Origin of the sequence: Ornithinibacillus gellani, assembly GCF_003730295.1 — a bacterium.
GTDB classification, from domain to species: domain Bacteria; phylum Bacillota; class Bacilli; order Bacillales; family Amphibacillaceae; genus Ornithinibacillus_A; species Ornithinibacillus_A gellani.
Window position 1 is genome coordinate 1 of record NZ_QTSZ01000014.1, and the last position, 25,583, is coordinate 25,583.

General features: G+C 37.7%; 31 protein-coding genes. 13 read left to right on the forward strand and 18 right to left on the reverse strand.

The window, feature by feature from the left end; genetic code table 11:
* Positions 1-947 precede the first annotated feature (947 nt).
* Both DX933_RS03370 and DX933_RS03375 read right to left on the reverse strand, forming a co-directional pair.
* Entirely contained in the window at positions 948-1,262 is a 315-nt protein-coding gene (locus tag DX933_RS03370) for a 2-acyl-glycerophospho-ethanolamine acyltransferase (RefSeq protein WP_123315073.1), read from the reverse strand.
* Between the two features lie 159 nt (positions 1,263-1,421).
* A complete protein-coding gene (locus DX933_RS03375; RefSeq protein WP_123315074.1) occupies positions 1,422-2,048 on the reverse strand; it encodes a hypothetical protein in 627 nt (208 codons plus the stop codon).
* Between the two features lie 311 nt (positions 2,049-2,359).
* On the opposite strand from DX933_RS03375, the gene yugI reads away from it, so the two are divergent.
* The 3 genes from yugI (at position 2,360) to DX933_RS03390 (ending at position 5,804) form a co-directional block, all read left to right on the forward strand.
* Complete coding sequence (gene yugI, locus DX933_RS03380) at positions 2,360-2,749, forward strand: S1 domain-containing post-transcriptional regulator GSP13 (protein ID WP_123315075.1); 390 nt, start codon at positions 2,360-2,362, stop codon at positions 2,747-2,749.
* A 186-nt stretch (positions 2,750-2,935) separates the two neighbouring features.
* On the forward strand, positions 2,936-4,285 hold the full coding sequence (locus tag DX933_RS03385; RefSeq protein ID WP_123315076.1) for a glucose-6-phosphate isomerase: 1,350 nt from the start codon (positions 2,936-2,938) through the stop codon (positions 4,283-4,285).
* 343 nt (positions 4,286-4,628) lie between these two features.
* Complete coding sequence (locus DX933_RS03390) at positions 4,629-5,804, forward strand: MalY/PatB family protein (RefSeq protein WP_123315077.1); 1,176 nt, start codon at positions 4,629-4,631, stop codon at positions 5,802-5,804.
* Positions 5,805-5,846: 42 nt separating this feature from the next.
* On the opposite strand, the gene DX933_RS03395 is transcribed toward DX933_RS03390, so the two are convergent.
* Complete coding sequence (locus DX933_RS03395) at positions 5,847-6,434, reverse strand: superoxide dismutase family protein (RefSeq protein ID WP_317843076.1); 588 nt, start codon at positions 6,432-6,434, stop codon at positions 5,847-5,849.
* A gap of 144 nt (positions 6,435-6,578) precedes the next feature.
* The gene (locus tag DX933_RS03400; RefSeq protein ID WP_190279393.1) at positions 6,579-6,782 is read right to left on the reverse strand and encodes a hypothetical protein; all 204 of its coding nucleotides are present in this window, start codon (positions 6,780-6,782) and stop codon (positions 6,579-6,581) included.
* 152 nt (positions 6,783-6,934) lie between these two features.
* On the opposite strand from DX933_RS03400, the gene kapB reads away from it, so the two are divergent.
* Entirely contained in the window at positions 6,935-7,330 is a 396-nt protein-coding gene (kapB, locus tag DX933_RS03405; RefSeq protein WP_123315078.1) for a sporulation phosphorelay system protein KapB, read from the forward strand.
* 252 nt (positions 7,331-7,582) lie between these two features.
* On the opposite strand, the gene DX933_RS03410 is transcribed toward kapB, so the two are convergent.
* From DX933_RS03410 to DX933_RS03420, 3 genes are all read right to left on the reverse strand, one after another.
* Positions 7,583-8,758, reverse strand: a complete 1,176-nt coding sequence (locus DX933_RS03410) for a cation:proton antiporter (protein ID WP_123315079.1) — start codon at positions 8,756-8,758, stop codon at positions 7,583-7,585.
* A 6-nt stretch (positions 8,759-8,764) separates the two neighbouring features.
* Positions 8,765-9,253, reverse strand: a complete 489-nt coding sequence (locus tag DX933_RS03415) for a cation:proton antiporter regulatory subunit (RefSeq protein WP_123315080.1) — start codon at positions 9,251-9,253, stop codon at positions 8,765-8,767.
* Between the two features lie 203 nt (positions 9,254-9,456).
* A complete protein-coding gene (locus DX933_RS03420; RefSeq protein WP_123315136.1) occupies positions 9,457-9,720 on the reverse strand; it encodes a phosphocarrier protein HPr in 264 nt (87 codons plus the stop codon).
* 213 nt (positions 9,721-9,933) lie between these two features.
* Between DX933_RS03420 and deoD the strand changes: the two genes are divergently transcribed.
* The 3 genes from deoD to DX933_RS03440 all read left to right on the forward strand — a co-directional run bounded on the left by deoD (position 9,934) and on the right by DX933_RS03440 (position 12,231).
* A complete protein-coding gene (gene deoD, locus DX933_RS03425) occupies positions 9,934-10,641 on the forward strand; it encodes a purine-nucleoside phosphorylase (RefSeq protein WP_123315081.1) in 708 nt (235 codons plus the stop codon).
* A gap of 385 nt (positions 10,642-11,026) precedes the next feature.
* The gene (locus DX933_RS03435; protein WP_123315083.1) at positions 11,027-11,632 is read left to right on the forward strand and encodes a biotin transporter BioY; all 606 of its coding nucleotides are present in this window, start codon (positions 11,027-11,029) and stop codon (positions 11,630-11,632) included.
* Between the two features lie 122 nt (positions 11,633-11,754).
* The gene (locus tag DX933_RS03440) at positions 11,755-12,231 is read left to right on the forward strand and encodes a divergent PAP2 family protein (protein WP_123315084.1); all 477 of its coding nucleotides are present in this window, start codon (positions 11,755-11,757) and stop codon (positions 12,229-12,231) included.
* Positions 12,232-12,278: 47 nt separating this feature from the next.
* Here the strand turns inward: DX933_RS03440 and DX933_RS03445 are convergent, their stop codons facing one another.
* The 3 genes from DX933_RS03445 to DX933_RS03455 form a co-directional block, all read right to left on the reverse strand.
* Positions 12,279-12,965 (reverse strand): 3D domain-containing protein, encoded by a 687-nt coding sequence (locus DX933_RS03445; protein WP_397315788.1) that lies wholly within the window; start codon positions 12,963-12,965, stop codon positions 12,279-12,281.
* A gap of 87 nt (positions 12,966-13,052) precedes the next feature.
* Complete coding sequence (locus tag DX933_RS03450; protein ID WP_123315085.1) at positions 13,053-13,364, reverse strand: YuiB family protein; 312 nt, start codon at positions 13,362-13,364, stop codon at positions 13,053-13,055.
* Positions 13,365-13,471: 107 nt separating this feature from the next.
* Positions 13,472-14,692 carry an NAD(P)/FAD-dependent oxidoreductase gene (locus tag DX933_RS03455; protein ID WP_123315086.1) on the reverse strand — a complete coding sequence of 407 codons (1,221 nt, stop codon included), beginning with the start codon at positions 14,690-14,692 and terminating at the stop codon, positions 13,472-13,474.
* A 324-nt stretch (positions 14,693-15,016) separates the two neighbouring features.
* Between DX933_RS03455 and DX933_RS03460 the strand changes: the two genes are divergently transcribed.
* On the forward strand, positions 15,017-16,003 hold the full coding sequence (locus DX933_RS03460; RefSeq protein WP_123315087.1) for an NAD(P)/FAD-dependent oxidoreductase: 987 nt from the start codon (positions 15,017-15,019) through the stop codon (positions 16,001-16,003).
* Between the two features lie 507 nt (positions 16,004-16,510).
* Here the strand turns inward: DX933_RS03460 and DX933_RS03465 are convergent.
* From DX933_RS03465 to DX933_RS03475, 3 genes are all read right to left on the reverse strand, one after another.
* The gene (locus DX933_RS03465; RefSeq protein WP_123315088.1) at positions 16,511-17,215 is read right to left on the reverse strand and encodes a Crp/Fnr family transcriptional regulator; all 705 of its coding nucleotides are present in this window, start codon (positions 17,213-17,215) and stop codon (positions 16,511-16,513) included.
* Between the two features lie 115 nt (positions 17,216-17,330).
* Positions 17,331-17,690, reverse strand: a complete 360-nt coding sequence (locus DX933_RS03470; RefSeq protein ID WP_123315089.1) for a HesB/IscA family protein — start codon at positions 17,688-17,690, stop codon at positions 17,331-17,333.
* A gap of 109 nt (positions 17,691-17,799) precedes the next feature.
* Complete coding sequence (locus tag DX933_RS03475; RefSeq protein WP_123315090.1) at positions 17,800-18,132, reverse strand: YuzD family protein; 333 nt, start codon at positions 18,130-18,132, stop codon at positions 17,800-17,802.
* Positions 18,133-18,332: 200 nt separating this feature from the next.
* Here DX933_RS03475 and DX933_RS03480 point away from each other — a divergent pair, with 200 nt between their 5' ends.
* The gene (locus DX933_RS03480; RefSeq protein ID WP_123315091.1) at positions 18,333-18,557 is read left to right on the forward strand and encodes a NifU family protein; all 225 of its coding nucleotides are present in this window, start codon (positions 18,333-18,335) and stop codon (positions 18,555-18,557) included.
* A 59-nt stretch (positions 18,558-18,616) separates the two neighbouring features.
* Here DX933_RS03480 and DX933_RS03485 read toward each other — a convergent pair whose 3' ends face one another.
* Together DX933_RS03485 and DX933_RS03490 are read right to left on the reverse strand one after the other, a co-directional pair.
* Positions 18,617-19,585: a 2-hydroxyacid dehydrogenase gene (locus DX933_RS03485; RefSeq protein WP_223805857.1), complete on the reverse strand. Its 969-nt coding sequence runs from the start codon at positions 19,583-19,585 to the stop codon at positions 18,617-18,619.
* 63 nt (positions 19,586-19,648) lie between these two features.
* On the reverse strand, positions 19,649-20,614 hold the full coding sequence (locus DX933_RS03490; RefSeq protein WP_123315093.1) for a protein kinase family protein: 966 nt from the start codon (positions 20,612-20,614) through the stop codon (positions 19,649-19,651).
* Between the two features lie 82 nt (positions 20,615-20,696).
* Here DX933_RS03490 and DX933_RS03495 point away from each other — a divergent pair, with 82 nt between their 5' ends.
* Entirely contained in the window at positions 20,697-21,209 is a 513-nt protein-coding gene (locus DX933_RS03495; RefSeq protein ID WP_123315094.1) for a phosphatidylglycerophosphatase A family protein, read from the forward strand.
* Positions 21,210-21,309: 100 nt separating this feature from the next.
* Here the strand turns inward: DX933_RS03495 and DX933_RS03500 are convergent, their stop codons facing one another.
* Both DX933_RS03500 and DX933_RS03505 read right to left on the reverse strand, forming a co-directional pair.
* Positions 21,310-21,954, reverse strand: a complete 645-nt coding sequence (locus DX933_RS03500) for a helix-turn-helix transcriptional regulator (protein WP_190279394.1) — start codon at positions 21,952-21,954, stop codon at positions 21,310-21,312.
* Positions 21,955-21,965: 11 nt separating this feature from the next.
* Positions 21,966-22,406 carry a DUF86 domain-containing protein gene (locus DX933_RS03505; protein WP_123315096.1) on the reverse strand — a complete coding sequence of 147 codons (441 nt, stop codon included), beginning with the start codon at positions 22,404-22,406 and terminating at the stop codon, positions 21,966-21,968.
* Positions 22,407-22,636: 230 nt separating this feature from the next.
* Here DX933_RS03505 and DX933_RS03510 point away from each other — a divergent pair, with 230 nt between their 5' ends.
* A complete protein-coding gene (locus DX933_RS03510; protein WP_223805858.1) occupies positions 22,637-24,058 on the forward strand; it encodes an amidase in 1,422 nt (473 codons plus the stop codon).
* 87 nt (positions 24,059-24,145) lie between these two features.
* A complete protein-coding gene (locus DX933_RS03515; protein ID WP_123315097.1) occupies positions 24,146-24,412 on the forward strand; it encodes a cytosolic protein in 267 nt (88 codons plus the stop codon).
* A gap of 181 nt (positions 24,413-24,593) precedes the next feature.
* Here the strand turns inward: DX933_RS03515 and DX933_RS03520 are convergent, their stop codons facing one another.
* Complete coding sequence (locus DX933_RS03520; protein ID WP_123315098.1) at positions 24,594-24,875, reverse strand: YutD family protein; 282 nt, start codon at positions 24,873-24,875, stop codon at positions 24,594-24,596.
* Between the two features lie 132 nt (positions 24,876-25,007).
* Between DX933_RS03520 and DX933_RS03525 the strand changes: the two genes are divergently transcribed.
* A complete protein-coding gene (locus DX933_RS03525; protein WP_190279395.1) occupies positions 25,008-25,565 on the forward strand; it encodes a YhcN/YlaJ family sporulation lipoprotein in 558 nt (185 codons plus the stop codon).
* The last annotated feature ends 18 nt before the right edge of the window (positions 25,566-25,583 follow it).

Below are 25,583 nucleotides of genomic sequence, written 5' to 3' on the forward strand. Positions count from 1 at the left end.
AGGCTCCTCTCGTTATTTAAAGTTGGTTTGACGGCCATCTTCTATTATAACGTTTGGAGTTTTTTTGGATACAACTCTAAAAGTTTCGTTTGCACACAGGCAGAGCCTGTGGTTTAAAAAGATTAATAAAAAGTTTAAATTCAATTTATTTATACTTCTGTGCCTTTTTTGAATATTTGAGAAGAAAGTATACATCTATGTAGAACTATATAGTATTAAATGTATTATGGGGGGATTATCAAAAATCTTTGTCTTAATATCAATCATTGCAATTGTACTAATGGGGTCCAACATTGCAGTCGCTGGGGAACTACAAGGAGTATAAAGGTGATGGAGAAATTAATCCAATGGCATTTAAACCTAAGTCGTCCGGAACATATATAATTAAATCCTATTAGGCTACGGGCCTTGTAAATTTACAATTTAAAACGGAGGCTGTCATTCGATCCGGGGCAAATAATGATTATATTGTTAGGGTTTACCATCCAACGTATGCGATTGCTGGAACAATAAATTCCGAGAATTTATTTGTAGGAAGAGTACATGAGACTTCAACTCGTTACACTTACTGCGGTTATGTAATCGGTTACACCTTATTAGGACATGTAAGTGGTGTCGCTAGGGTACATACTCATGTAGGTAACAACGGATACAAAACCTCAAATATTGTAGATGATATAAAGTAATTTAACCTATGTTTACAATACTCTAATTAGCGAAACATAAGATTGTATCGCTAATTAGATTCAATCTATCCTTTCTTCAATTCCTTGAATAATGCCATCAAACAAACCACCTGCACTTCGTTCGGATAAATTTTGAATATGCGTGTATTTATAAAAAATTATTCCAAATTGGATTGGTATATATAAAAAGTTGAAAATGTGGGATGAACTGGTTTCATACTGTTTTTTCAGTTTAAAATGTAATTCTGTTAAAAGATTCATTCAAGGTGCAGTGCCGAGAAATTCATTTATAGATTCCACAGCTATAGCATAAATTAAAAGGCTGCATGGTATGAGGTTTATAATTATCGCAAAAATTCTTTTAACTAAATTTTCTTTACAGAACATGGAAACCATGCTTATTGGTATGCCAAAAAAAGAAACCAGAATTGCCACAGATAGATATAAATTTAAGATATATCCTACATCCCCATCCTGAATTAGTTTTTTGTATATGAAGGGCGGAATAGCAAGAATAACAACCAACGCTGTAAAAAAAGAGATTGTTGTGAATATCTTCAGATCTTTCCTTTTCAAATTTTCACCTCACTTTAAAAATAAAGCAGTAAATTATAAGTAAATTTACTTCTTTGATTATAACTGAAGGCCCGTCACTAACTTATAATTTCAAAAGTACCAATAAAATAAAACTAAAAATGACCTTTAAACTGGTTATTTCATTATCCAAATTTCAATCTAATTGTCTTCATGGGCATAAGGATCAATATTGAAATGTTCATCTAATTCATGTAATAAAGAATGGATTTCAGACAAAATAGGATTAGTTTGCTTTATATCATTCTTGGCAGCAACTTTTGTTAATTCTATTACCTTATCCATCTTTTTTTGCTGTTCTTCCTCCACTTTATCATATTTAATTTTTTGTAAAAAACCCAAAAGACCATCTAAAGCGCTATCTTTATGTTTTTCAAAGTCAGTTTCTACTAACAAAGTTGCTATGATTGAATGTGCATTAAACAATTCAAAATTTGATGTATAGAAAACAGGTTCATTAAATCCACCAACTGTCAGTTGTTCTTCTGCATCGAAATCTGATGAATTAACTGTAACATCATAAGGGTCCAATTCTCCCGATTTAACCATTTCTTTTATTTTTTTATGAATTTCATCATCCGTAATTTTATCAGCTGCAAAGTGCCCTTTTGTCTCAAGTTGTTCCGCTAATGAATCCTCTGTTTCCTCGGTTGCAATTAATTCATCAGCATTGACCGTAATCGTTTTATTATCCCAATTTAAAGCAACAACAAAAGTTGCACCAATAATACCTGCGACCATCAGTCCTAGAATTAACACCCTTTTCATTTATCCCCACACTCCTTTTGACCATTTTCATCTATCATATCAAGCACACTATAAAAGCTCAATCATTTTCCAGAATAATCTGACCAATTAACTTTTGCAGTTTTATTATTAGGAGCTGCTACAATACATTAAATCTTCATTTTGAAAATATTTTGTATCAGTTAAATCACATTTAATATATTAACCTGTTGGATTTTGTCTAGCCATTGGAAAATCTTTTTTTCTCCTGTTAAAGTTGCCTAACCGAACATCCTATGTTAATATATTTAAATGTGTGAAAAGAATCGAATTGAAAATAGGAGTTGTTCAGCATGACAATGGAAATCGAAACAGGACAAATTTTACAGGGAAAAGTAACAGGAATTCAGCCATACGGAGCATTCGTTGCACTTAACGATAAAGTTCAAGGCTTGGTTCATATATCAGAAGTAACGCACGGCTTTGTAAAAGATATCAATGATCATTTAGAGATTGGCGATGAAGTATCTGTAAAAGTTCTCAACATTGATGAAGCAAACAATAAAGTTTCTTTATCAATCCGTGCAACAGAGGAAGCACCAAAGAAAACAGCAAGTAAGCCACAAAACAAACCGGCTTTTAATCAGCAACAAGATAACAACGCTGGATTTAACACATTAAAAGACAAGCTAGAAGAATGGATTGAACAGTCTAAAGAGCGTGAAGGCACTTTTAAAAACTAATCCTTTCTTTTGTAAAAGCATCTGCCCCTAAAAGGCAAGATGCTTTTTTATTTGTTATCTGATACGAATCAGCAGCCTGTTCTTGCCCCACCCATGACAGTTTTGTTACATGCGGTGCTGATTCTTGCTTTCCAAGCTTTCGTCCGCTAAAGTAAAACTATATAATGGTCCTTAGGAGGAATGCATATGACACATATTCAATTCAACTACAGTAAAGCATTGGATTTTTTCAATCAACATGAAATAGATTACTTAGGTGATTTCGTGCAGCAGGCACATGATGCGTTGCACAATAAAACAGGACAAGGCAATGATTACGTTGGTTGGGTTAATCTCCCAAATGATTATGACAAAGAAGAATTTACTCGTATTCAACAAGCAGCTGAAAAGATTCGCCGTGATTCAGATATCCTGCTTGTGATTGGTATTGGCGGGTCCTACCTTGGAGCGCGCGCTGCCTTGGAAATGCTAACGCACTCGTTTCAAAATCTATTAAGTAAAGAACAGCGCCAAGCGCCACAAGTGATTTTCGTAGGACATCATATGAGTTCAACGTATATTCAAGAATTATTTGATATATTAGATGGTAAAGATGTATCGATCAATGTCATTTCAAAAAGCGGAACAACGACAGAACCAGCAATTGCTTTTCGTATATTTAAGAAATACCTCGAAGAAAAATATGGCAAAGAAGAAGCGAAATCCCGGATTTATGCTACAACAGATAAAGCAAAAGGTGCTTTAAAAACCGTTGCAGATGGTGCTGGGTATGAAACTTTCGTCATTCCAGATGATGTTGGTGGACGATATTCTGTTTTAACTGCTGTAGGATTATTGCCAATTGCTGTTGGTGGTATTTCTATAGAAGAAATGATGAAGGGTGCACAAGCTGCTGTATCAGATTTAGCTACACCTTCATTAACTGAAAATCCTGCTTATCAATACGCAGCGGTTCGAAATGTACTATACAGCAAAGGTAAAACAATTGAAATGCTGATTAATTATGAGCCACAGCTGCAATATTTTGCGGAATGGTGGAAGCAATTGTTTGGCGAAAGTGAAGGAAAGGATCAGAAAGGTATTTTTCCTACATCCGCCAATTTTTCAACAGACCTGCATTCCCTTGGACAATATATTCAAGAAGGTCGCAGGGACCTGTTTGAGACTGTACTTCATGTACAAAAGCCTAAAAAAGAAATCACCCTTGAATCAGAAGAACAGGATTCAGATGGCCTAAACTATCTTGCCGGTCGCACCATTCATGAAATAAACGATAAAGCTTACCAGGGCACCTTATTGGCACATACAGATGGTGGCGTACCGAATCTAATTGTTGAAGTTCCAAAACTGGATGCTTACACTTTCGGCTACCTCGTCTATTTCTTTGAAAAAGCATGTGCGATAAGTGGATATCTGCTTGGTGTAAATCCATTTGATCAGCCGGGTGTAGAAGCATATAAACGTAATATGTTTGCTCTATTAGGTAAAGCAGGCTTTGAAGAAGAAAGAGCCAAACTGGAAGACCGATTAAACTAATCATGAAAGTCTGTTTGCCAGTTTGGTAAACAGACTTTTTTCTTATATACATCGCTACAAACAAGGAAAAACAGGAAAAAAACAATCGATTCCACATTTTTTTACGTTTTTTATAAAAATTTCACCAAAATATGTTTATTATCTGTTTTACGGGGTATTACTAGTAATGTAAGACTTTCTCGTATTCCCCCTGTAGGCAAGGCGTTTATCGCTTTGCTTTTTTTATTGTCTTTTTTTACTTTAAAATTTTTTTAATCGAAGAGTAGATTTTTTTGAAAAATCACTGGCAGCAACTCATATTTACGGTATACTAGGAATAGTGCAAATTTTAGGGGGTAAAATTATGTTAGCTTTTGATGTAAAACATAGTCGTAAAAATACCCGATCTGTTAAATGGGATTCACTTCAAGCTATTTTCCAGACCGAAGATGTACTGCCGATGTGGGTTGCAGATATGGACTTTCAAGCACCACAAGCGGTGAATGATGCATTGAAAAATAGAATCGAACACGGAATTTACGGCTATACAGTAATTGATGATAATGTAAAAAACGCTGTCATTCAATGGCAGCAGAACAGAAATAATTGGAATATTTCATCCGATTGGCTATCCTTTAGCCCTGGAGTGGTTACAAGCCTGCATTTGGCTGTTAAAGCATTCACTAAACCAGGAGATAATGTCTTAATTCAGACACCAGTATATCCACCATTTTATCAGGTGATTGAAAGTCAAGGCTGTCATATTGTTAAAAATCCACTTGTCCGTGAAGGGGATCGTTTTACAATTGATTTTGATGATTTAGAAGCTAAATTTAAAGCAGGAGTAAAAGCTTTTATTTTATGCTCACCACATAACCCAGTTGGAAGGGTTTGGACAAAAGATGAATTAACCAGAATGGCGCAGCTTTGTCTGCAATATGATGTGCTGATTATCTCCGATGAAATTCACGCGGATTTAGTGTATTCAGGTAACCATCATACGCCAATCGCATCTATTTCTAAAGAAATCTCGAACCAGACAATCACTTGCATGTCTCCTACCAAAACGTTTAACCTTGCTGGATTACAGGTATCCTACATCATTACCGAAAACCCAGCACTTCGCAGTAAAATAGATGCAGAATTAACTCGTGTTGGACTTAATTCACTTAATACGATGGGAAATATTGCATTGGAAGCAGCGTATACGCGTGGTGAGGCATGGCTGGAAGAATTGCTACAAACCTTGAACGAAAACTATCAATATGTTGTAGATACGTTACACAGGCATGCGCCTGCATTAAGAGTAATTCAAGCGGAGGGTACTTACTTAGTCTGGATAGATTGTAGTGCGCTCGGATTAGAGGCTGAAGCATTAAAACAATTTATGATTGAAAAAGCGAAAGTCGGACTAAATGCTGGAATTGCTTACGGTGAAGATGGGGCACAATATATGCGAATGAATATTGCCTGTCCAAAAGAAACGGTTGCTGAAGGTGTTCAGCGAATCGTGGATGCATTGCAAAGTCATCCTGTATAAATCTATGATGAAAAGCGCGGAATCTAAAATGAATTCCGCGCTTTATTTCTTGTCTGTCGGCTTTTCCAATTGTGCAGGATCGGTTGGAGGCTTTTTATTTGCCTTTTCATTTTTATGCTTAATTTCCCCACATGCTATTCGGGTCCCGCCATTACCACTTGGCTGACTCACTCCATCATCCATTTCTTCGCTAATCACAAGAGAGCTTCCTTCTCTAGCAAGAAGTGACTTTCTCCCTGTTTTTAACGTGGCTTCTGAAAGTATCAGTTCGTTTTCCACCAAGCCATCAGCATCTGCTTTAATATTAGGCAAATCCCCAAGATGTGACCCGTCTGGATTCATTAAGCCATGTTCCTTACCTTCTGGATTTAGATGGTTCCCCGCAGATTTGAAATCCGGTCCCTCGCATATCGGATATTCATGAATATGGATACCATGAAATCCTGGTGTAAGGCCCTCTACTTTTATTTTCATTTTTATGGCATCTTCTTGCTCTGTAAGTGTAGCTGTTCCAATCACACTTCCTGAGGCATCATACATTTGCACCTTTTTAACATTCGTACTGCCTTTCAAAGCACAGCCTGTCATAAGAAGTAAGGCTACCAATCCAACAAGAACGATTCTATACAAAAAATATTCCCCCTTTCTGCTTGTATTTTTTAGTATCTACCAATTATCAAGCAATAATCATAAGGGAATATTTTTTAACAATGCATTGGATAAAACACCCTGATTTTAGTGCAAATAAAAAACCATCCATGTGCGGATGGTGAATTACGAATCTTTTTTCTGTTCCTCTTGTTGGTTTTCTATCTGATTCATGCCATATTTTTCATCGGCTAACTTTTCATCTTTTTTTGATTTTTTGTATAAGAAGTACATCGCAAAGCATGCCCCTGCCATAAAAATAATCAGCGAAATTATCGCTGGGATATATTCCATCTTATCTTCCGGAAAATAAAGAAATTCCATATTCATAACTAATCACTTCCTTCATTCCCTAGTATAGCAAATCTATATGGATTTCGAAAAGCAAATATTGGTCTTTCCGTGACAGTTTTGGCACAATATGATTATAGAATAAATTTTTAACAGTAGATGGACGATGAAGTATTCAAGGAGGGACAAGCATGAAAGCATTTAACAATGGAGATTGGGTACGTGCCCATTATAATTCAGGAACTTATATTGGAAAAGTGTTAGAGGATCGTGGAGACCGATTTTTGATAGAAGTGCATGCTGTACATAAACATCCATTACAGGGAGATCTTCACCAATTAAACCGTGTCGAGGATGTCTATTTTCATGAACGAAAAGCACTGGCATATTTGGAGAAGATGAATGTAAAAAAAGCGGCTGTTCATCCATTCGACGGGGAATTACCAGCATATGCTGCTTCCTTAAAGGCGGCAGTAGATGAAGCAAGGAAAAAGCTGGAAGCCAAGGAGTCGCTATATAATACCAAGGCACTGCAGGCCATAAATATGCTGGAAAAAACGTATTATGAGAGTATTTATTCCGAATAAAATGAAACTTCTATCAGTGGAGGTCCTACAGCCTGTTCATCTGTGATAAAGTGAAACTTCAATCAGTGGGGGTTTTTGCACTGCACCACTGATTGTTAGTTGAACCAATCAGGCCTTTACTGGCTGTTGATCCCCCACTTACCAATCTTGTCATCAATTAAAACGCTTGAAGTGGGGGACTTACAGCCAGTTAATCTGTGATAAAAGTAGCCAGCCACAGAAGACTGCGGACAGTTCATAAGCCTGTCCGCTTTATGTTGGAACCTTCAAGCTTTTCTTCTTTTTCTCCGGTTGACCGTAAATTTTTATCACAATCTTTGGTGCATAATTAAACAGCATCATACCGATAAATGCAGAGATAACAACATACACCCCCGCAAATACTTTTAAAGAAGCAACTGCAATACTTGCGATAACAACAGAAAATTCACCACGAGCGCAAATGGATAATCCTGCCCGCAATGACACACGTTTAGACAAACCATACCATTTGCCTCCAATCATTCCAACAAGTATTTTAGCAAGCATTGACCAAATGATTAATACCGCTAGTAAAACAGGCATCGGTATCCCATCCCCTAAATGAATGGTTGTACCAAAATAGATAAAGAAAGTAGGCAGTAATAAATCCTGTACAGGCAAAACCACACTTTGAATTCGTTCTACTTTGCCAATTTCAGCTAGCATCACACCTGCTAAAAAGGCACCGAGTACTTCTGATAATCCAATAAATAAGGCGAGCCCACCGAATGTGGTTGCAATACCGACGAGTAGGCCAATTTTTATATCCTCGTCATCGATCTTCATTAAAAACTCCTCGAACCGCTTAAAGGCAGTTTTCCCTAGGATAATGGCCAATAATGCAAGTCCTAGTATTTTTCCCATCAATATGATAAAGTCGAATCCAGTAAATTCTGCTCCTGAGCTAAGCGCAATCAGTACAGCAACAATAATCGGTGCAACAAGATCTTCAAAAATGAGAACACCGAGCATAAATTCTGTCTCTGCATTTGCCATTCGCCCTTTATCATTTAACAATTTTGCTGTAATCGTAGAGCTGGTAGCAAAAGCGATTCCACCAATTAAAAATGCAGTGTACCAATCCGCTCCAAAAGCGAGTACGATTACCATGGATACGCCCAGGCTCAAAAATACATCTAATAATCCCGCGCTCCAAATTTTCTTTGCTATATTTCCAAGCCGCTTCGTATTAAATTCAAGTCCAAGAATGAAAAATAATAATACAATTGCAACTTCACTAGCCAAATAAAGGATGACATTATCCGTAAACAATCGTCCAATGGCTATACCAAATAAAATGTAAAGAATAACATTTGGAAATTTCGTTTTTAATGCCATGTACCCAAGCACAAAAACGCCAAGTAAAACAAGTCCTGCATCTAATAGAATGGGCAATTCATTTAACAATGGACATCATTCCTCACCCTTACAAAGCTGTGTTAGTGCTGCGATTTGTTCGTCTTTTCCAATTGACATTAACACATCACCTGGCTCCAGCTTTGTATCTGCTTCCGGGATGGCAATAAGATCTTCCCCCTGCACAATGCCAATAATGGTTGCTCCAGTTTGGTTGCGAATATCTGATTCCTCAATGGTCTTATAAGCTAGACTTGAATTTTCTTTTAGCTTGATATAATCAACCATAATTTGTTTTTTAAATAAGCGCATTTTTTCAATATCAACAGGCTGATAAGTCGCACCAAGTAGCTGTGCTGCAAATTCTCTCGTTTCATCAGGAGTTAAGTCCAATGCAAAATCCGCCTCATCACTATCACTATCTTCAAAAAAATACAGTTCCCGTTTACCCGTATGATGTACAATTAATACGAGCATATTATCCTCGGACGTTTTCATCGATATTTTTTGTCCGATTCCAGGTAACTGGGATAAAGAAATTTTCATAAAATCACCTCGTTAATATCTTAACATTGCACCTGGGCAGATTCCCAGAATTTTTTATATTTATTTTCGCATAAAGTGTTCCATTATGTTATCCATTTCTTCGTTATTTATAAAGAAATTCGAATACCTGATGAATCACAAACTATCGAATTACTCTATTAAAAAAGCAAAAAGGCGAGAGAGTATATCTCCCGCCTTTATTATTATTCACCAAGATGTTCTTTAATAATCTCAGTAACACCTGCAAGTGCAGCTTCTTCATCGCTACCATCCGCACTTACTGTAATTTGTGCGCCTTTAGGAATACCGAGTGACATAACACCCATAATCGACTTTAGGTTTACTTTTTTATCATTATAACCAATTTCGATTTCAGATTCGAATTGTCCTGCTTTATTAACTAGCAATGTTGCAGGTCGTGCGTGTACTCCAGTCTCGGCAGTAATTGTAAATGTTTGTTCCTTCATTTCATTCATCCTTTCAACGGTCATGTGACCTATCCTATTTTAGTCCTTTTGTTTGTGAAAAATTGAACTGATTCCATTATATACAATATCTGAAATAAATTAAACAAAAATGCTATGGTTTTCTAAAACAAATGTTATTCCAGATTGTTTTTACTTTTTCATTGTGATACGTTGGATTCAGGTTACATGAAGCTATAATCAGGAGGAATGAATATGAGTGTACATATTGGGGCAAAACAGGGAGAAATCGCAGAAAACATATTGCTGCCGGGAGACCCATTACGCGCTAAATATATTGCTGAAACCTATTTTGAAGAGGTACAGCAATATAATGATGTGAGAGGCATGTATGGTTATACGGGAACATACAAGGGGGAGCGCGTATCTGTTCAAGGTACTGGCATGGGTGCACCTTCCATATCCATCTATGTAAATGAGTTGATTCAAAGCTATAATGTAAAAAAGCTCATCCGGGTTGGAACTTGTGGTGCGATTCAGAAGGATGTGCATGTAAGAGATGTCATTCTTGCCCAAGGGGCTACAACGGATTCCAAGCAGAATGAATTAATTTTTAATGGAATTCAATATGCGCCAATCGCTGATTTTGATTTACTAAAGCGTGCACATGATGTTGGGGAAACAATGGGGAAAACGATACGTGTGGGAAATATTTTCACCAGTGACAGCTTCTATCGGGATAATGCCCAACAAGTAAATGAATTATTAGCGGCCTACAAAGTATTAGCAATAGAAATGGAATCTTCGGCACTTTATACATTGGCTGCCAAATTTAATCGCCAAGCTTTGTCGATCTTAACCGTATCAGATCATATTATAACCGGCGAAGAAACGACAGCAAAAGAAAGACAGACTACTTTCCATGAAATGATGGAAATGGCTTTAGAGACGATCATAAAGTGAAACTTCAATCTGTGGGGATTTTTAGCCCGTCCCCACTGATTGTTAGTTGAACCAATCAGGCCTTTACTGGCTGTTGATCCACCACATACCAATCTTGTCATCAATTAAAACGCTTGAAGTGGGGGGCTTACAGCCAGTTAATCTGTGAAAAAATATTAAGAGCACTGCAGGTTGCATCCGGTGATGTGGATGACAGCCTGCAATTTTTTTATTCATTCTGTTTCCTTTCCATGCTTTCTTTTCAATGGATATAGTTGTTCTTTTCCCCCAAATCTATCATCGTGCGCTAACATTACCCCTCCATTGTTAACTGTTCAAAAATAGAGTTGACAATATACGCAAACACCGTTTATGATCATGTAAGGAAGAAGGGGGAAACAGAGAAATGAGTAAATTAAAAACAGTTGATTTAACGTTTGGAGCAGTTTTTGTTTGTTTAATGGCAATCGGGGCTAATATTACCGTTTGGTTCCCGGTACTTGCGGTACCAATTGGCGGTGCTACCGTTCCTGTCTCTTTACAAACATTTTTTGCGATATTAGCTGGACTTATGCTAGGCAGAAAGCTTGGTAGTTTATCGATGATTGTTTACACACTTGTTGGTGTTGCCGGTGTTCCGGTATTTGCAAATCTACAGGCTGGCCCCATGGCATTGGCTACACCTACTGGCGGATTCATCATTTCTTTTATATGTGTTGCATTTATTGTGGGCTGGATTGCAGATTTTGCTAAGAAACCATCCATTGCTATGTATACCTTTGCCGCATTGATTGGACTCATCGTAAATTATGGGATTGGAGTTAGCTTTTTATACTTATCCATGAATACTTGGTTGGAATTATCTATTACTTATTCGCTTGCATGGAAAGGCATGATTCCATTTCTAATTAAAGATGGTGCGCTAGCTTGTCTTGCTGCCGTATTTATGATCAGCTTTGCTAAACGTGTACCATATGCTTTTCGGACAGCACGTACGTCAACAAATGGGTAATGTTCAGATAAGGTTGGTATCCCTGGTTCATGCTTTTCTGATGTCAATATGATAAAATATACATCCATCATTCATTTTGGCATATGCTAGAAAAAAGCAGCAAACTGGAAAGGATGCCAGCTATGACATTATTTCAAAATTTTCCATTATGGGCTGCCTTATCAGCAATTGTTTTTGCCCAGGTTATTAAAATACCGATTCGTTTCATCGTTACAAAGGAGTTTAAGCCTGGTCTCGCATTTAGTACAGGTGGAATGCCAAGTAGCCATTCGGCTGCCGTTGCCGCACTGTCAACCGGGATTGGAATTGTGTCCGGTGTCGATTCACCTTTGTTCGCCGTATCATGTGTATTCAGCATCATCATTATGTTCGATGCTTCAGGAGTTCGCAGACAAGCTGGTGAACAAGCAGTTGTGTTAAATCAATTAATCAAGGATTTTCAATACTTTGTAGAAGGTGCGAAAGACTGGAATCAAAAAGGCAATCTTGAAAAAAGACAAGAACTGAAGGAATTACTTGGACATCAACCGATTGAAGTATTTTTCGGTGCATTATCAGGTGTTGGTATCGCTTTTTTACTTGCTCTTTTATACGTATAAGCATTGAAAAAGCAGCTGCTTGGCATAAAACCAAGCAACTGCTTTTTTTAACTTTTATTCAATTGTTCCCGGAAGACCTGTAATGTTTCGTTCTCATTCAGGTCTATTAATTCTTGCTCTGTCAGTGTCCCATTTCCTTTTTCAATTAAATAAACATCAACCTCACGTTTCCCCCATTGAGAATAAACATCCTCTACAGTCGGGTAGTACAAGTCAATTCTGTTTCCTGTAATGGCTCCACCCTTATCTGCTACAACACCATATCCATAGCCAGGGATGAATAAAATCGTTCCAATCGGATAAACGGATAAATCAGCAGCAATAGTAGAATATAAGTCTCGTTTCACTTGAACACCAGAATAAGTTATTCCATACTCGGGATGATTTGGCGTTTTCCCAGTTGATTCTACTCCAGCAGTATAACCTGTTGCAACAACGGTTTGATAGGAATATTGGTCCAGATTAATTGCTTCTTCCAATGTTTTCGGGCCTTCAATTTGTTCACTGGAAATGAGCACACCTGACTGCTCCACGGTATGAAGCTGCTTTTCCTTTAAAGCTACTTTTCTAAAATGAAAAGGTTTATCCTCATATTTGCTTGCCTGCTTCCCGCTGTCCATTGCAAGCTGCATGTTAGCAAAAGACACATCCGAAATACTCGTTATTGTCGTAAGAAACGCGATGATAATCAACAATAACATGCTTGTTTTTTTCAATATTTTACTTGTTTTCAATCCTAACACCTCTCTGGATGTCATCATGTCCAAACAAGTATATTTTTATTCATATTTATTTATTTTTTTAAAACAAGCCGTGGTTGATTAAAACATTTGATATCCACTTTTACGTAGAAATTTAATGACAAAACCGCACACGATGGTCCCAACCAAGCCGGATGATAGAATGATCATATCGACAGGTGTAATTAATAGTAACTTTTCAAAGGCTAATGAAAAGGAAGCGACCGGTGATTTAAAATACTCTGTAATGGAGATGCCGCCAACAATTAGTAACACGATAAATGGATAAATAAAAGCCATCAACCATGTTCTACGTAATAACATATTTAATATAAAAGCCAATCCGAAAAAAATCACGAAAAATAATAACACGGAAACAACGAGCTGTATCAATGTAAATGTCCCCTTCACGTATGTAGTAATCCAACCCAATTTTATATCAATTGATAGAAAAAGCAAAGGCAATTGACCGCCTTTGCTTATATGACATTCATTTCCTTTTAATAGAAAAAATTAAATTTTCCTTTTTTCATTAATAAACCGATTCCGCCAAGCTTTAATAAATAACGATTATCAATAATCTTCTTCATTGCTGTAGCTGACCAACCAAAAATTTTATGGTCGCCCATAACAACGCCGATAGCATCATTATGTCCAAGGGATGCCACTGTCCCTAAAATGTTTGGTTCAAATGTTTCTAGTTCTGCACCACCGCGTACCAATGCTTTAATATTTTTAGCAACCGTATATGATTGCTGAATCGCAATTTGTGCTGTTGGCGGGAACGGTCGGCCTGTTTCAGGATTCATAATAAGTGCACAGTCTCCAATGACGAATACATCATCATACTCAGGCGTACGCATATCTTTTCTTACCTCGATCTTGCCACGATTCGTTTCAAAACCAGAGTTTTCCACAATGCCATTTGCTTTAACACCGGCAGCCCAAACCGTTGTCATCGTCGGAACCTCAACCATTTTTCCATCTTTCTCGTATACGATACTGTCCGGTTTACATTCCTTCAGCATTGCCCCTAGCACGAACTCCACACCACGTGATTCCAAAGAGTTCATGGCGTACTCGACAAGCTGCGGATCAAATCCAGGTAATACAGTTGGTGCCCCTTCCACATTAATAATCCGTACCTGTGCTTTGTTGATATCGTATTCCTCGCATAGCTCTGGGACGCGATTCGCAAGTTCACCGACAAATTCAATGCCTGTAAATCCACCGCCGCCAACAACGATATTTAAGCGTGCTTGCTTTTTATCTCTTTCATTATTATATTGAGCAAAATGATACTCCAGATGCTCTCGTAGCAACCGGCTGCTATCAATATTACCAATCATAAATGCATTTTCTTCCAAGCCTGGGATCCCAAATGTTGCTGCTTCAAAGCCAAGCCCAACTACTAAAATATCATAATCAAGCACCGCATTTTCAAGCTTTACTTTCTTTTCATCTGGTTTAATTTCAACTACGGTATCCTGAAGAATCGTAATTCGGTTTGTTTTTATAACATCTTTGATTGCAATTCGTGCACGGTCGTGGTGAATCGTACCAGCTGCAACTTCATGTAGCCATGTGGATTGGTAATGGTAATCATTTTTGTTTACCAAGGTAATATTTGCTTCATTTACTCCTAACTGCTTTTGTAAATTCACTGCAGTCATCATACCGCCATAACCGGCGCCTAATAGTACAATATGTGGTTTATTCATCTTACTTTCCCTTCCATTCCTGGCATTATTCTGAATTGCATCTCTTATATTTGTGACACATTTCACTATCTATCCAATAAAAAAATTGGCAGTTGCCAAGTATACGCTGATTTCAATTAAAATACAAATCCTTTGCTTTGTTACACAATCGTAACATAATCCCTTGTCAATATTATTACTTTTTTGTCGAATTTTCAACCCTTTCCTGTATTTTTTTTATTTTCAATGCATCGTTTTCCACTGTTTCCGATTTTCAAACCGTACAAAATACCATGATGTATGCTATTATAGTTATGTGTTTTGAAAGAAATGGGGGTACTACTGTTGGCAGAAAAAGTTTATGATATAACCATACTCGGTGCTGGACCCGCTGGATTATTTACTGCTTTTTACGGCGGTATGCGCCAGGCCAGTGTAAAATTAATTGAAAGTCTTCCACATACAGGCGGTCAGCTTACCGCTTTATATCCAGAGAAGGACATCTATGACGTTGCTGGATTCCCTAAAATTCGTGCGCAAGAGCTTATCGATAATTTAGAGGAACAATTGCAGCTATTTGATACAGAAATTGTGCTCGGCCAAGCTATTGAGAAACTGGAAAAAATGGATGATGATACTTTCCGTTTAACTTCTTCCACAAACGAAGTTCATTACACGAAAAGTGTCATTATTACTGCTGGTAACGGTGCGTTTCAGCCACGTCGCTTAAATATTGGAGATAGCGAAAGATTTGAAGATATCAATCTACATTATCATGTAAAAGATATGAATCGCTATCGCGGACAACGTGTAGCACTTTTAGGCGGTGGAGATTCAGCTGTCGATTGGGCATTGATGCTTGAACCAATAGCAGAGAAAGTATCATTGATACACCGACGCGATCAATTCCGTGCCCATGAGCATAGTGTTGAAAAGTTACTTGCTTCTAACGTTGAAGTTATCACGCCTTTTGTTCCGAAAGAAATTATCGCTACTGAACAAATTGAACAGTTAAGACTGGAAGAAGTAAAAGGAGAACGTGAAATCACGCTCGATGTTGACGCGATTTTATGTAACTATGGTTTCATTTCAACACTTGGCCCTATCAAAGACTGGGGCTTAGAAATTGAAAGAAACAGTATCGTCGTTAATTCCAAAATGGAGACCAATATCCCAGGCGTATATGCGGCTGGTGATATTAACACATACCCTGGTAAAGTGAAGCTTATTGCAACAGGATTTGGTGAAGGACCAACTGCAGTAAATAATGCCATGCAATATTTGGATCCAAAAGCTAGAATTCAACCAAAGCACTCTACCAGTATGTTTTAAAAGTAATGCCGAGAATAAAATGCAGACTTGAGTCCTCATATCCGGATTCAAGTCTGCATTTTTGTTACATCATTTCTTGGCATGGAAATAACCCTAACTTATTTTCCTTTTTTACGATTTAACTTACTTCAAATGCGATTTATCTTACTCCATTTTGGAAAAAACACGATGTCACGTCACTTAAATGCTGTTTAACTTACTCCATTTCGGAAAATACATGATTTCGCGTAACTTAAATGCTGTTTAACTTACTCCATTTCGGAAAATACATGATTTCGCGTAACTTAAATGCTGTTTAACTTACTCCATTTCGGAAAATACATGATTTCGAGTAACTTAAATGCTGTTTATCTTACTCCTATTTGAAAAATTCATGATGTCACGTAACTTAAATGCTGATTATCTTACTCCATTTTGAAAAAAATACGATGTCACATACTTTAAAGCTTTTGTTCTTTCCGTTTTCAGCGAAATGATATAAGAGTTAGATAATTTCCCTTTCTATTGTCATGTGTCATTGGCTATTTCAGTTAATGCTTCAAGGTTTCGTATCGTTATGTTACGATGACCTTTTTGTTCAATCCAGTCATTAGCTTGAAAGGTAGAAAGTCTTCTGCTAATCGTTTCCTGTGTTGTGCCTAAAAAAGATGCCAAATCTTTTTTACTAATGGGCAGTTTGATTTGCAAGGAATTCTCCTTCTCCGCTAATTTTACCAAATAACTTGCCGTACGTGTTTCCACATCCTTAACACTTAGCTGGCTTACGAGTTCTTCTGTTTCTTCCAGCCTGCTGCTTAGCTTTTCTACAATTTTCATTGCAATAGAAGGATAAGCCTGCATTAATTGTTGGATATCTTTTCGATGGATGGCGCAAATATTGGTAGGTTTCATTGCCTCTGCATAGCTGTCAATATATTTTTCTGTAAATAATGCGAGCTCACCCATGAATTCTCCAGGGTTTAGCACGCGCAATAGCTGCTCTTTTCCAGATTCAAAGAGCTGATACATTTTAACTTGCCCCGTATGAACAATGTACAAGTATTCTAAAGGGTCGCCATCTCGAAAAAGTATTTCCCCTTTTTGAAACACTTTATTACTTGCTAAGCGAACAATTTTCTCCATCTCATTCGTAGACAAGTGATTAAAAATGGGTACTTTAGAAACACATAGATATTGATCATGGTCCGTTTCATGATTACAATGATGTGTCATTAGATTTACCTCTTTTCAGACGTTGTTGGCTGGGATAACATATAAATTATCTCATAAAAAAACCAGGACGAAGCGATGGACGTCCTGGAGGTATGGTGCTTAAACTTAAACTACATTAACATTTTTCAGGGGAGCCTTCATGATCCTTCGCCCGGAATGATGAACCACATCCACAGGAAACAATTGCATTTGGATTGTCTATACTAAAGCCTCCCCCCATCATGTTCTGCTTGAAATCTATTTTTGTACCTTCAATGATTGGAATATCTTGTTTAAACAAAACGACTGGAATTTCATTGATCATATCTGTTAAATCCAACTCTTCATTAACCTCTTGATCAAAGCCGAGTGAATAAGACAATCCGCTGCAGCCGCCGCCTTTAATCCCAAAGCGCAGACGTACATCTCCCTCTTCATCCTGCATCATTTCTTTAATTTGATGACGAGCGTTATCCGTTATTGTTATAGCTGCCATTGCATACCCTCCTCTTCTTCCACTATTATTAGTATACAAATGTCTGATTATCGATTCAACCATTACGAATGATGAAGCATGTTTATCATGTCATTCTAATTATAGATATCTATTCTGCTTGTTGTACAACATCATGCTTATCCAATTCCTGATAAATGGTTTTCAAACGAGGTATACCTTCTGCTACAAGCTCTTCATTTACAAAAACAATCGGATAAAATAAATCCTCTTCAAAAATTCGTTCCACAAAGTCCTGATGCTTTTTTATAGCAGGTGGTTCATTGATATCGATATATTCATAATCAATGGAATCATCCACATATTTCCTCCCAATAGCAGCTTGGAGCCATTCATACGTATCTTTTGATCCTGGTGCTCCTACACAGCTTGCACAAATTTGCTCTGCACCATAAACAGTGATTAATACTTTTTTCGTTTCCATATCTATGCCCCCTTAAATCTACATATTTTTCTATACTTTTTATGTTCATCATTTGAAGTAATATCCTTACAGTTACTTTTATTTTACAAAATCTTTATTAAAAGATAAAATAAAAGTAATTGATTTAATTGAAATTCATTCTCATGATAGATTTTTAATGCAATCCGTTTTATAATGAAATAGAAAGGAGAAGATGGATAATGCATGAACAGGTACAGGAAGTCTTAAATAAATTACGACCATTTCTACTACGCGATGGTGGAGATGTAGAGCTAGTTGATGTAGATGAAAATGGCATTGTGCTTCTTCGTCTGATGGGAGCATGTGGAAATTGCCCAAGCTCAACCATTACGTTAAAAGCTGGAATTGAACGTGCCCTCCGAACTGAAGTCCCTGGCGTTAAAGAAATCGAACAGGTATTTTAAAATAGATATGTAAAGCAGGTACTCCGAATAGGTGACCTGCTTTTTATTTTTTCTCACAGCTATTTGTCCAAAACCGGTGTACGTGCATCCGCTCCGTAAAGTACGCTGCAGCAATTATCTAAACAGAGCTTAATCATCGCTGTACGCGTTTCTTCACTAGCAGAGCCAATATGCGGTAAACAAACAACTTGCTCTAGCTTTAATAAGGGATGACTCCCATCAATTGGTTCCTGGTCAAAAACATCCAAACCTGCTCCTCTAATCTTGCCAGTTTCTAATGCATGAAGCAAAGCTGTTTCATCCACAACTTTCCCACGAGATATATTGATAAAAATTGCTGATTCCTTCATCAACTGGAATGCTTTGGTATTAAATGTATGGCTTGTTTCCGGAGTCAGTGGTACGACAGATACAACAAAGTCGGATTCCTTTAATAATTGTTCAATGGAAACATAGGAAGCTCCGATGGCTTTTTCAGCGGTTTTATTGCGCCTTCGATTATGATATAAGACATTCATATCAAAGCCTTTCGCCCGCTTAGCAATTGCTTCACCAATTCTACCCATCCCGTAAATGCCAATTGTTTTATGATGGATATCAGCACCAGCCATGAAATAAGGAGACCATTCCTTCCAGCCATTATTTTTGATTAAATTAGTTGCCTCAGGTATTCGTCTTGCTGTTGCCATTAACAGTGCAAACCCCAAATCCGCTGTCGTTTCAGTCAAGACATCTGGTGTATTCGTAATTACTGTCCCTTGAGCTGTAGCAGCCGCAACATCAATATTGTCATAACCAACTGCTAAATTGGAAACAACCTTTAGATGTGAATTTGCTGCCAAAAACGCTTCATCAATTTGATCAGACAACATGCAAATTAATCCATCTACCTGTTGGGCTTTTTCCATCAAAGTGGTATGTGGTATCGGTACCGCTTCATGTTCCCACATATGAATATCCAGCTTAGAGGCATATTGATCTATGATGTTTTTTGGAATACTGCGACTGATATAGATCGATGGTTTCAAGTTAACACCCACTCCTATCTCATTCATGTCGACCTATGTTTTTATTGTTGGAAGCTCTTTCACTTATAACCAGTCTACCATAGGAATGTTGATTGCGGCATATTCTTCCCTTATCCAATGAAATAGTTCCCTGACCCCTGTCTCATACTTGGTTTGTTGGTCCAAGGTATTGGATAGCCTTTGATACGCCTGTTCCGGTTTTTCGGTTGCTAACCCTTCCTCCAAACAATCGAATAGATGAACTGGAAATAATAATCTTGCATATAATAATCGCCAACCAAAAGTAGATATAGGTCGGATGTCGTTGTAGCTACGTAATGTTTCTACAGCAGCAACAATCCCATTTTCCTTCATTAGCTCATTACGAACCAACTCCGCCACATCACGCATTGGATGATCAAATGCGAGGTCTTCCATCCAAATAATTGGTTTTTGCAATTGATTGGTATATCTCCAAAACACGATGGATCCTTGATCATGGGGGCTATGTTTTGTTTCCCGGACACTTTCTTGGACATATTGTATCGCATTTTCACTTAAGCCAACGATATATGGTAAGCTATCAACTATAAGCGCATCATAATCCCGTTTATGCTGTTTTGCTATTTCCATTAGTTTTGATTCAAATGCGGTTAGTTTCTCAATCCAGAGCTCCCTCCATTGCCCATAACTGGAGAGCAAAATCGGTTCATATGGATATTGAGAACCCAGATCATGAAATGCAGCAAGCTGTTTTCCGGGTTCTTCACCTCTGGATTGGAGTAAAGGCTGCGCTTTTAAACCGAGCCTTGCTGGTTCCTCGTTGGTGAACCATTCTCCTTGCCATGTGTACATGGGAACAGTCACATGACGGTAACCTGCGTATGCTAAATATTGAGCCAATGCTCCCTGCTCCAGCAATAGTTCTTCCTTGTTTGCTGAAGGAATGATAAAATAGGAAAAAGTGGAATCTTGTAATCCTTCCCGATGATCCCAGATGACTTTATTATTTGCCTGTACACCATAGTAACGATGAAGTAATTGTTCCACATCAATCTCCTCCAGCACGTTATTATTTTATTTATATGCTTGAAGAGATGGTTTTACGATATAAAAGAAATGGGTGATGTAGATGGAAAACATCAAAAAAAGTGAGTTAGAAATTAAAGCAAGAAAATGGTTAAAAGAACGCGGAGTCGAATTAAGTGATATTGCAGAGCTGGTATATTACCTTCAGGCACAATATCATGAAGAATTAAAAATGGAGGATTGCTTATATAATGTAGATCGTGTGTTGACAAAGCGAGAAGTGCAAAATGCAATTCTCACCGGTATACAGCTTGACGTATTGGCGGAAAAAAATCTGCTGGAAGAACCACTGCAAACAACGATTCAAACAGATGAAGGTTTGTATGGCATAGATGAGATTATTGCTTTTTCTATCGTGAATGTTTATGGTTCCATCGGTTTTACCAATTATGGATTTATTGATAAACAAAAACCTGGTATCCTGAAGCGATTAAATGACCGGACAACTGGAGAATGCCATACTTTCCTTGATGATATTGTTGGCGCCATTGCGGCGGCTGCATCAAGTCGCTTGGCACATGCTAGCGCAGATGAGGAAGGCTCATTGGACAATTAATTCAGATACACGGCAATTGCACCGTTGTTAACAAGACAAAATAAAAGAACTGCTCCTTTCCAACGCACGAGAGGCAGTTCTTTTTTAGTTAAGATATAAATTAGTGCTTGGTTTTTTTAGCTGGATTCGTAATAAGCCACTTACAATACGCGTCCCCACCCGTAATACAGGAATGGGAAGTAACTTCACTACCTGGAAATACATCTTGGAAAACACTTTTTTCATTTTTACAGACCTGGCGATATGCGGAAGCAATATTGGAGATTGGGCAATTAAAGTGCTTCATTTCGTAATCGCCATTTTCCGTTTTTTCGTATTCAACCATATAACCTTTTTCATCTTGAATTTCAGCCACTTTTGCAACGCGTTTATCAAAATCATCCGTCTCAATCGTTTCTTCAAAAAAGCTTCTTTCCCGATCCATTCGCTTCTCCAACAATTCCTTTACGGCTTCTTTTCCTTGTAGCTCTTCCAAATCACGTAATAATTCAACAGGCAGCGCTTCATACTGATTTGGAAAAGTAGCATGGCCTTTTTTCGTTAATTCGTAACGATAAAATGGTCTGCCTATTTCCTGTTTGACTGCAACCTTATGGATGAATCCCTGTTCCACCAGTTCATGGATATGTCGTCGAACTGCAATCTCGGAAATCGTAAAATAGACCATCATCTCCTCAATTGTAAGGAGATGATCTTTTTTTAAAATGGTAAGTAATTTTTGTTTTGTTGGTGTACGTTTTTTCAATGTCATCATCCTTATTTTTCATTTGAAAAAGTATTTGCTACACCCAATTCATTATCTAAATAGCTCGTTATATGTTCGTTAAATGCCCCAAGCATCTGTTGATTGCGTTGCATCGCGGTTATAAGCTGTTCATGATTTACTGTATGATATTCACGTACAAGCATATCCCGGAGCTTTATAAATGCAACATAATGAGGTAGTTCATCCTGTGGCAGCACTTTTTCATCCACTAAAATCTCGATAATATCCTCATAACTTCCAGGATCACGCATAATAAAGCCATCAATCATTTTATTTCCGACATCTATAATAGACTCAATCAGCATATGGACAAGCCGCTCCAACGCCAATTTTTCCAATTTACTTTCAAAACGATGTTGTTTCGATTCCTCCAGCAATGTTTCCATATAAGCTAAAATTGCTTCAATTTCTTGTCGATTCACAAAGTACATCTTTCTTCCTGCCCCCCACTACTCCTGCTACTTTTATCATACCATATTTTTGACTGATGGAAGTGACAATCCTACTTAATTCATACTGTTTTCACTAGGGATTTGTCTATCCTTTGAACAGTTTTATCCATGCTGCGTTACTTCATTAAAAAGCAACAACCTTCCCAGATGCATGTTACAATACAGATAGATGTTTTTAGAAAATTCAAATGGCAGAGGTGATTCATAAAATGCTAACAACGACGGTTCCTACATCCATTTTAGATATGGATGCAGTGGAAATCGCCAAGCAAATCAAACAGGGTAACCTATCCAGCACTGTTGCTGTACAAACATATATCGAACAAATTAATAAATACAATCCTAAAATACGAGCAATGGTTGAAGATAGATTTACCAAGGCACTTGCAGAGGCGGCAAAATTGGATATGGCAGATGAACCGATTGGAACTTTACATGGCGTCCCGATAAGTATGAAAGAGGCTTTCGACGTTACTGGGATGAAAACAACGGGAGGACTCGTCCAAAGAAAGGATTTAATTGCTCAAACAGATGCGGCAATTGTCCAAAAACTGAAAGCTGCTGGTGCGATTATCTTAGGTAAAACAAATACACCAGCATTATGCTTTTGTCAGGAAACAGATAATAAACTATATGGAAGAACGAATAATCCATGGGATATCCTTCGTACAGCTGGTGGTTCAAGTGGTGGTGAAGGTGCATTACTGGCATTTGGCGGAGCAGCAGCGGGGATTGGGTCTGACATTGGTGGCTCCATTCGATTTCCAAGTCATTTGAACGGAGTGGTTGGCTTTAAACCAGGGATGTTTCAAGTCAATGCTGAAGGCCATTTCCCTTCCAATCATATCCCGTTGCAAAATCGGATGCTAGGCATCGGTCCAATGGGAAAATCCGTTAGGGATATGGAGCTTTTGTATCAATTGATATCCACCTATCAACCAAAGGAGATAGATTTGGATCAATATGCCATACACATGCTGCCACATGCGGATATAAAAATTCTTACCACACAATCCAAATTGGTATTGTCAAAAATAGAACAATCACTTCATGCATCGGTATCAGTTTCTTATGCCAAGCCGCCATTTTTTGATGAAAGTGCTCAGCTCTGGCAGGAAATCATGTCTATCGATGGTGCAAAATCATTGCGAATGCTTGCATATAGTGATCGGATATCTTCCCCTGTTCATGCTTTTATAAAAGAGAAAGTCTTTGGAAATTCGATTCATCACCCCTACTTATCGTGGGCACTCATTGGTGCAGCAATGTTTACACCGTCCGCTCCACGAATTCAAGAAATACATGACATCATTGCAAAAGGTGACAATCAAATCAATCATATGCTAAACAGAAGTCTTTTCATTCTGCCTGTTTACCGACAAGGAGCAGTGGAGCATGGAAAATTATATAAAGATATTTTTTCCATCCGTAAAACATTTAAAAAGCATATGCCATTTGTTGCGTATGCGAATGTGTGGGGACTTCCTTCGTTAACGATACCAATTGGACAGGACGAAAATCATATGCCAATAGCCATACAAATAATAAGTCGTATCGGAAATGAATCCGCTATCTTCCAGCTTGGGCACCTATTAGAAAAGCAGTTCCGCGGCTATCAACGCTATAACTAACATCCCGTTCCATTTATTGGCTTTCATGAATGAGACGATATGCACAAATGATAATCAGACATAGACACGAAGAAAGGAAAATCAATCATGTCTGATCGTAACGAAAAATATACAGATTTCGATAATGTGGAGAAAATGAGAGAATATATCAATCCAGAAGAATTTCCTGAAGGATCTGTAGGCTCAACAATACGTGCAAATGAACCAGTCACTGGTAAATCAACACCTTGGAAACAAGGGCAGCGCAGCAGAAGTGCGTATGTATATGAAGATAAAGCATTCCATGAAGATATACCACGCCAAGCACCAGGCGCACATCCACTTCATGACGAACCAAATGAAAAGCAACCATAATGAAGATGCTGGAACATTAATAGTACCTCATGATGAAAAAACGGTCATGATTATCTTTCGTGATAAACATGACCGTTTTTTATTGAGAATTTGATGGGAACTGGTAGTATGTTTTCTTCAATTTTCCGCCTATTTACTGACCTCTTTTTGTTGTGTTTCAATGGGTTTCGCCCAAGCTTTATCAACTCGTTTTATTCACCTTTTTTATCACAAAATAGGCACAACCAAAATTACAAAACTCATATAAATAATCCTCAACAGAACTAATTTTCGTATCAAATGATGATTTTGGATTATGATCCTCATAAAAGCCTTTCAAACGAAGCTGGTCATAGCCCCAATCACCGACGATATAATCGTATTTTTTTAGAATATCCGAATATCTTTCCTTCAGCACTTCTTCCTGAAGTCCTTCTTTTACATTCTCTACAATTTCGTATTTTTTCCCGAATAATTCAATCACTAACATTCACCCCGCTTAACATGTCTATAGTTTATCACATTTCTATAGATGAATCCTGTTATTTCCTGTATGAAATTATCTAGATATACCAAACTAACTACAGAAGAATGTAGAACAGTTAGGAGGAATAATATGCGTTTTATCATGTTAACTATTATCATCGCCTTCTTGGCTAGTGGTTGCTCCATGAATCGAACGGTAACCGATCAGGAAAAAAATGCTCAGGAACTTGATCCGACTAAAAATCATTTATCGAAAGAGGATCCGGAATGGGATAGTCGGTTAGGATACGTCCATTATACAAGGGGACAAGTTGCTAACCAGAAAAAACAAGAAATCTCTTCTTTTGACCGGAATCAATTGGCAGACCAAATTGCCAGACTGGTATTACAAAATTCAGGATTTGAGCAGGTTGCTGCACTTGTCACAGATAGGGAAGTACTGATTGCTTATCAAAAAAATGAGCGGCTAACGGATGAACAAGCAGCAGACATTGCCAAACAAACTGCTTACACACTGCTGCCAAGATTCTTTGAAGTATACGTTTCCCATAACGAAAATCATATTCGAAGTATCCACAGTCTCCATTTATCAACTACAAATGATTCAATTGACAATCAAACATTACAGCAAATTATTGTTGAAATGAAGAGATACCCACAAGGATTGGATAAAACAAAAACAGAGTAAGATCAAAAGCAGGTCCCT

Excerpts from the sequence above, each read along its gene's own strand:
- DX933_RS03515 (WP_123315097.1), top strand. The coding sequence starts at position 24,146 with ATGTCTGATCGTAACGAAAAATATACAGATTTCGATAATGTGGAGAAA.
- DX933_RS03455 (WP_123315086.1), bottom strand. The coding sequence starts at position 14,692 with ATGAATAAACCACATATTGTACTATTAGGCGCCGGTTATGGCGGTATG.
- DX933_RS03440 (WP_123315084.1), top strand. The coding sequence starts at position 11,755 with ATGACATTATTTCAAAATTTTCCATTATGGGCTGCCTTATCAGCAATT.
- DX933_RS03525 (WP_190279395.1), top strand. The coding sequence starts at position 25,008 with ATGCGTTTTATCATGTTAACTATTATCATCGCCTTCTTGGCTAGTGGT.
- kapB (WP_123315078.1), top strand. The coding sequence starts at position 6,935 with ATGAAAGCATTTAACAATGGAGATTGGGTACGTGCCCATTATAATTCA.
- DX933_RS03510 (WP_223805858.1), top strand. The coding sequence starts at position 22,637 with ATGCTAACAACGACGGTTCCTACATCCATTTTAGATATGGATGCAGTG.
- DX933_RS03480 (WP_123315091.1), top strand. The coding sequence starts at position 18,333 with ATGCATGAACAGGTACAGGAAGTCTTAAATAAATTACGACCATTTCTA.
- DX933_RS03400 (WP_190279393.1), bottom strand. The coding sequence starts at position 6,782 with ATGAATATGGAATTTCTTTATTTTCCGGAAGATAAGATGGAATATATC.
- DX933_RS03470 (WP_123315089.1), bottom strand. The coding sequence starts at position 17,690 with ATGGCAGCTATAACAATAACGGATAACGCTCGTCATCAAATTAAAGAA.
- DX933_RS03420 (WP_123315136.1), bottom strand. The coding sequence starts at position 9,720 with ATGAAGGAACAAACATTTACAATTACTGCCGAGACTGGAGTACACGCA.
- DX933_RS03375 (WP_123315074.1), bottom strand. The coding sequence starts at position 2,048 with ATGAAAAGGGTGTTAATTCTAGGACTGATGGTCGCAGGTATTATTGGT.
- deoD (WP_123315081.1), top strand. The coding sequence starts at position 9,934 with ATGAGTGTACATATTGGGGCAAAACAGGGAGAAATCGCAGAAAACATA.
- DX933_RS03435 (WP_123315083.1), top strand. The coding sequence starts at position 11,027 with ATGAGTAAATTAAAAACAGTTGATTTAACGTTTGGAGCAGTTTTTGTT.
- yugI (WP_123315075.1), top strand. The coding sequence starts at position 2,360 with ATGACAATGGAAATCGAAACAGGACAAATTTTACAGGGAAAAGTAACA.
- DX933_RS03390 (WP_123315077.1), top strand. The coding sequence starts at position 4,629 with ATGTTAGCTTTTGATGTAAAACATAGTCGTAAAAATACCCGATCTGTT.
- DX933_RS03475 (WP_123315090.1), bottom strand. The coding sequence starts at position 18,132 with ATGGAAACGAAAAAAGTATTAATCACTGTTTATGGTGCAGAGCAAATT.
- DX933_RS03465 (WP_123315088.1), bottom strand. The coding sequence starts at position 17,215 with ATGACACATCATTGTAATCATGAAACGGACCATGATCAATATCTATGT.
- DX933_RS03385 (WP_123315076.1), top strand. The coding sequence starts at position 2,936 with ATGACACATATTCAATTCAACTACAGTAAAGCATTGGATTTTTTCAAT.
- DX933_RS03495 (WP_123315094.1), top strand. The coding sequence starts at position 20,697 with ATGGAAAACATCAAAAAAAGTGAGTTAGAAATTAAAGCAAGAAAATGG.
- DX933_RS03415 (WP_123315080.1), bottom strand. The coding sequence starts at position 9,253 with ATGAAAATTTCTTTATCCCAGTTACCTGGAATCGGACAAAAAATATCG.
- DX933_RS03505 (WP_123315096.1), bottom strand. The coding sequence starts at position 22,406 with ATGTACTTTGTGAATCGACAAGAAATTGAAGCAATTTTAGCTTATATG.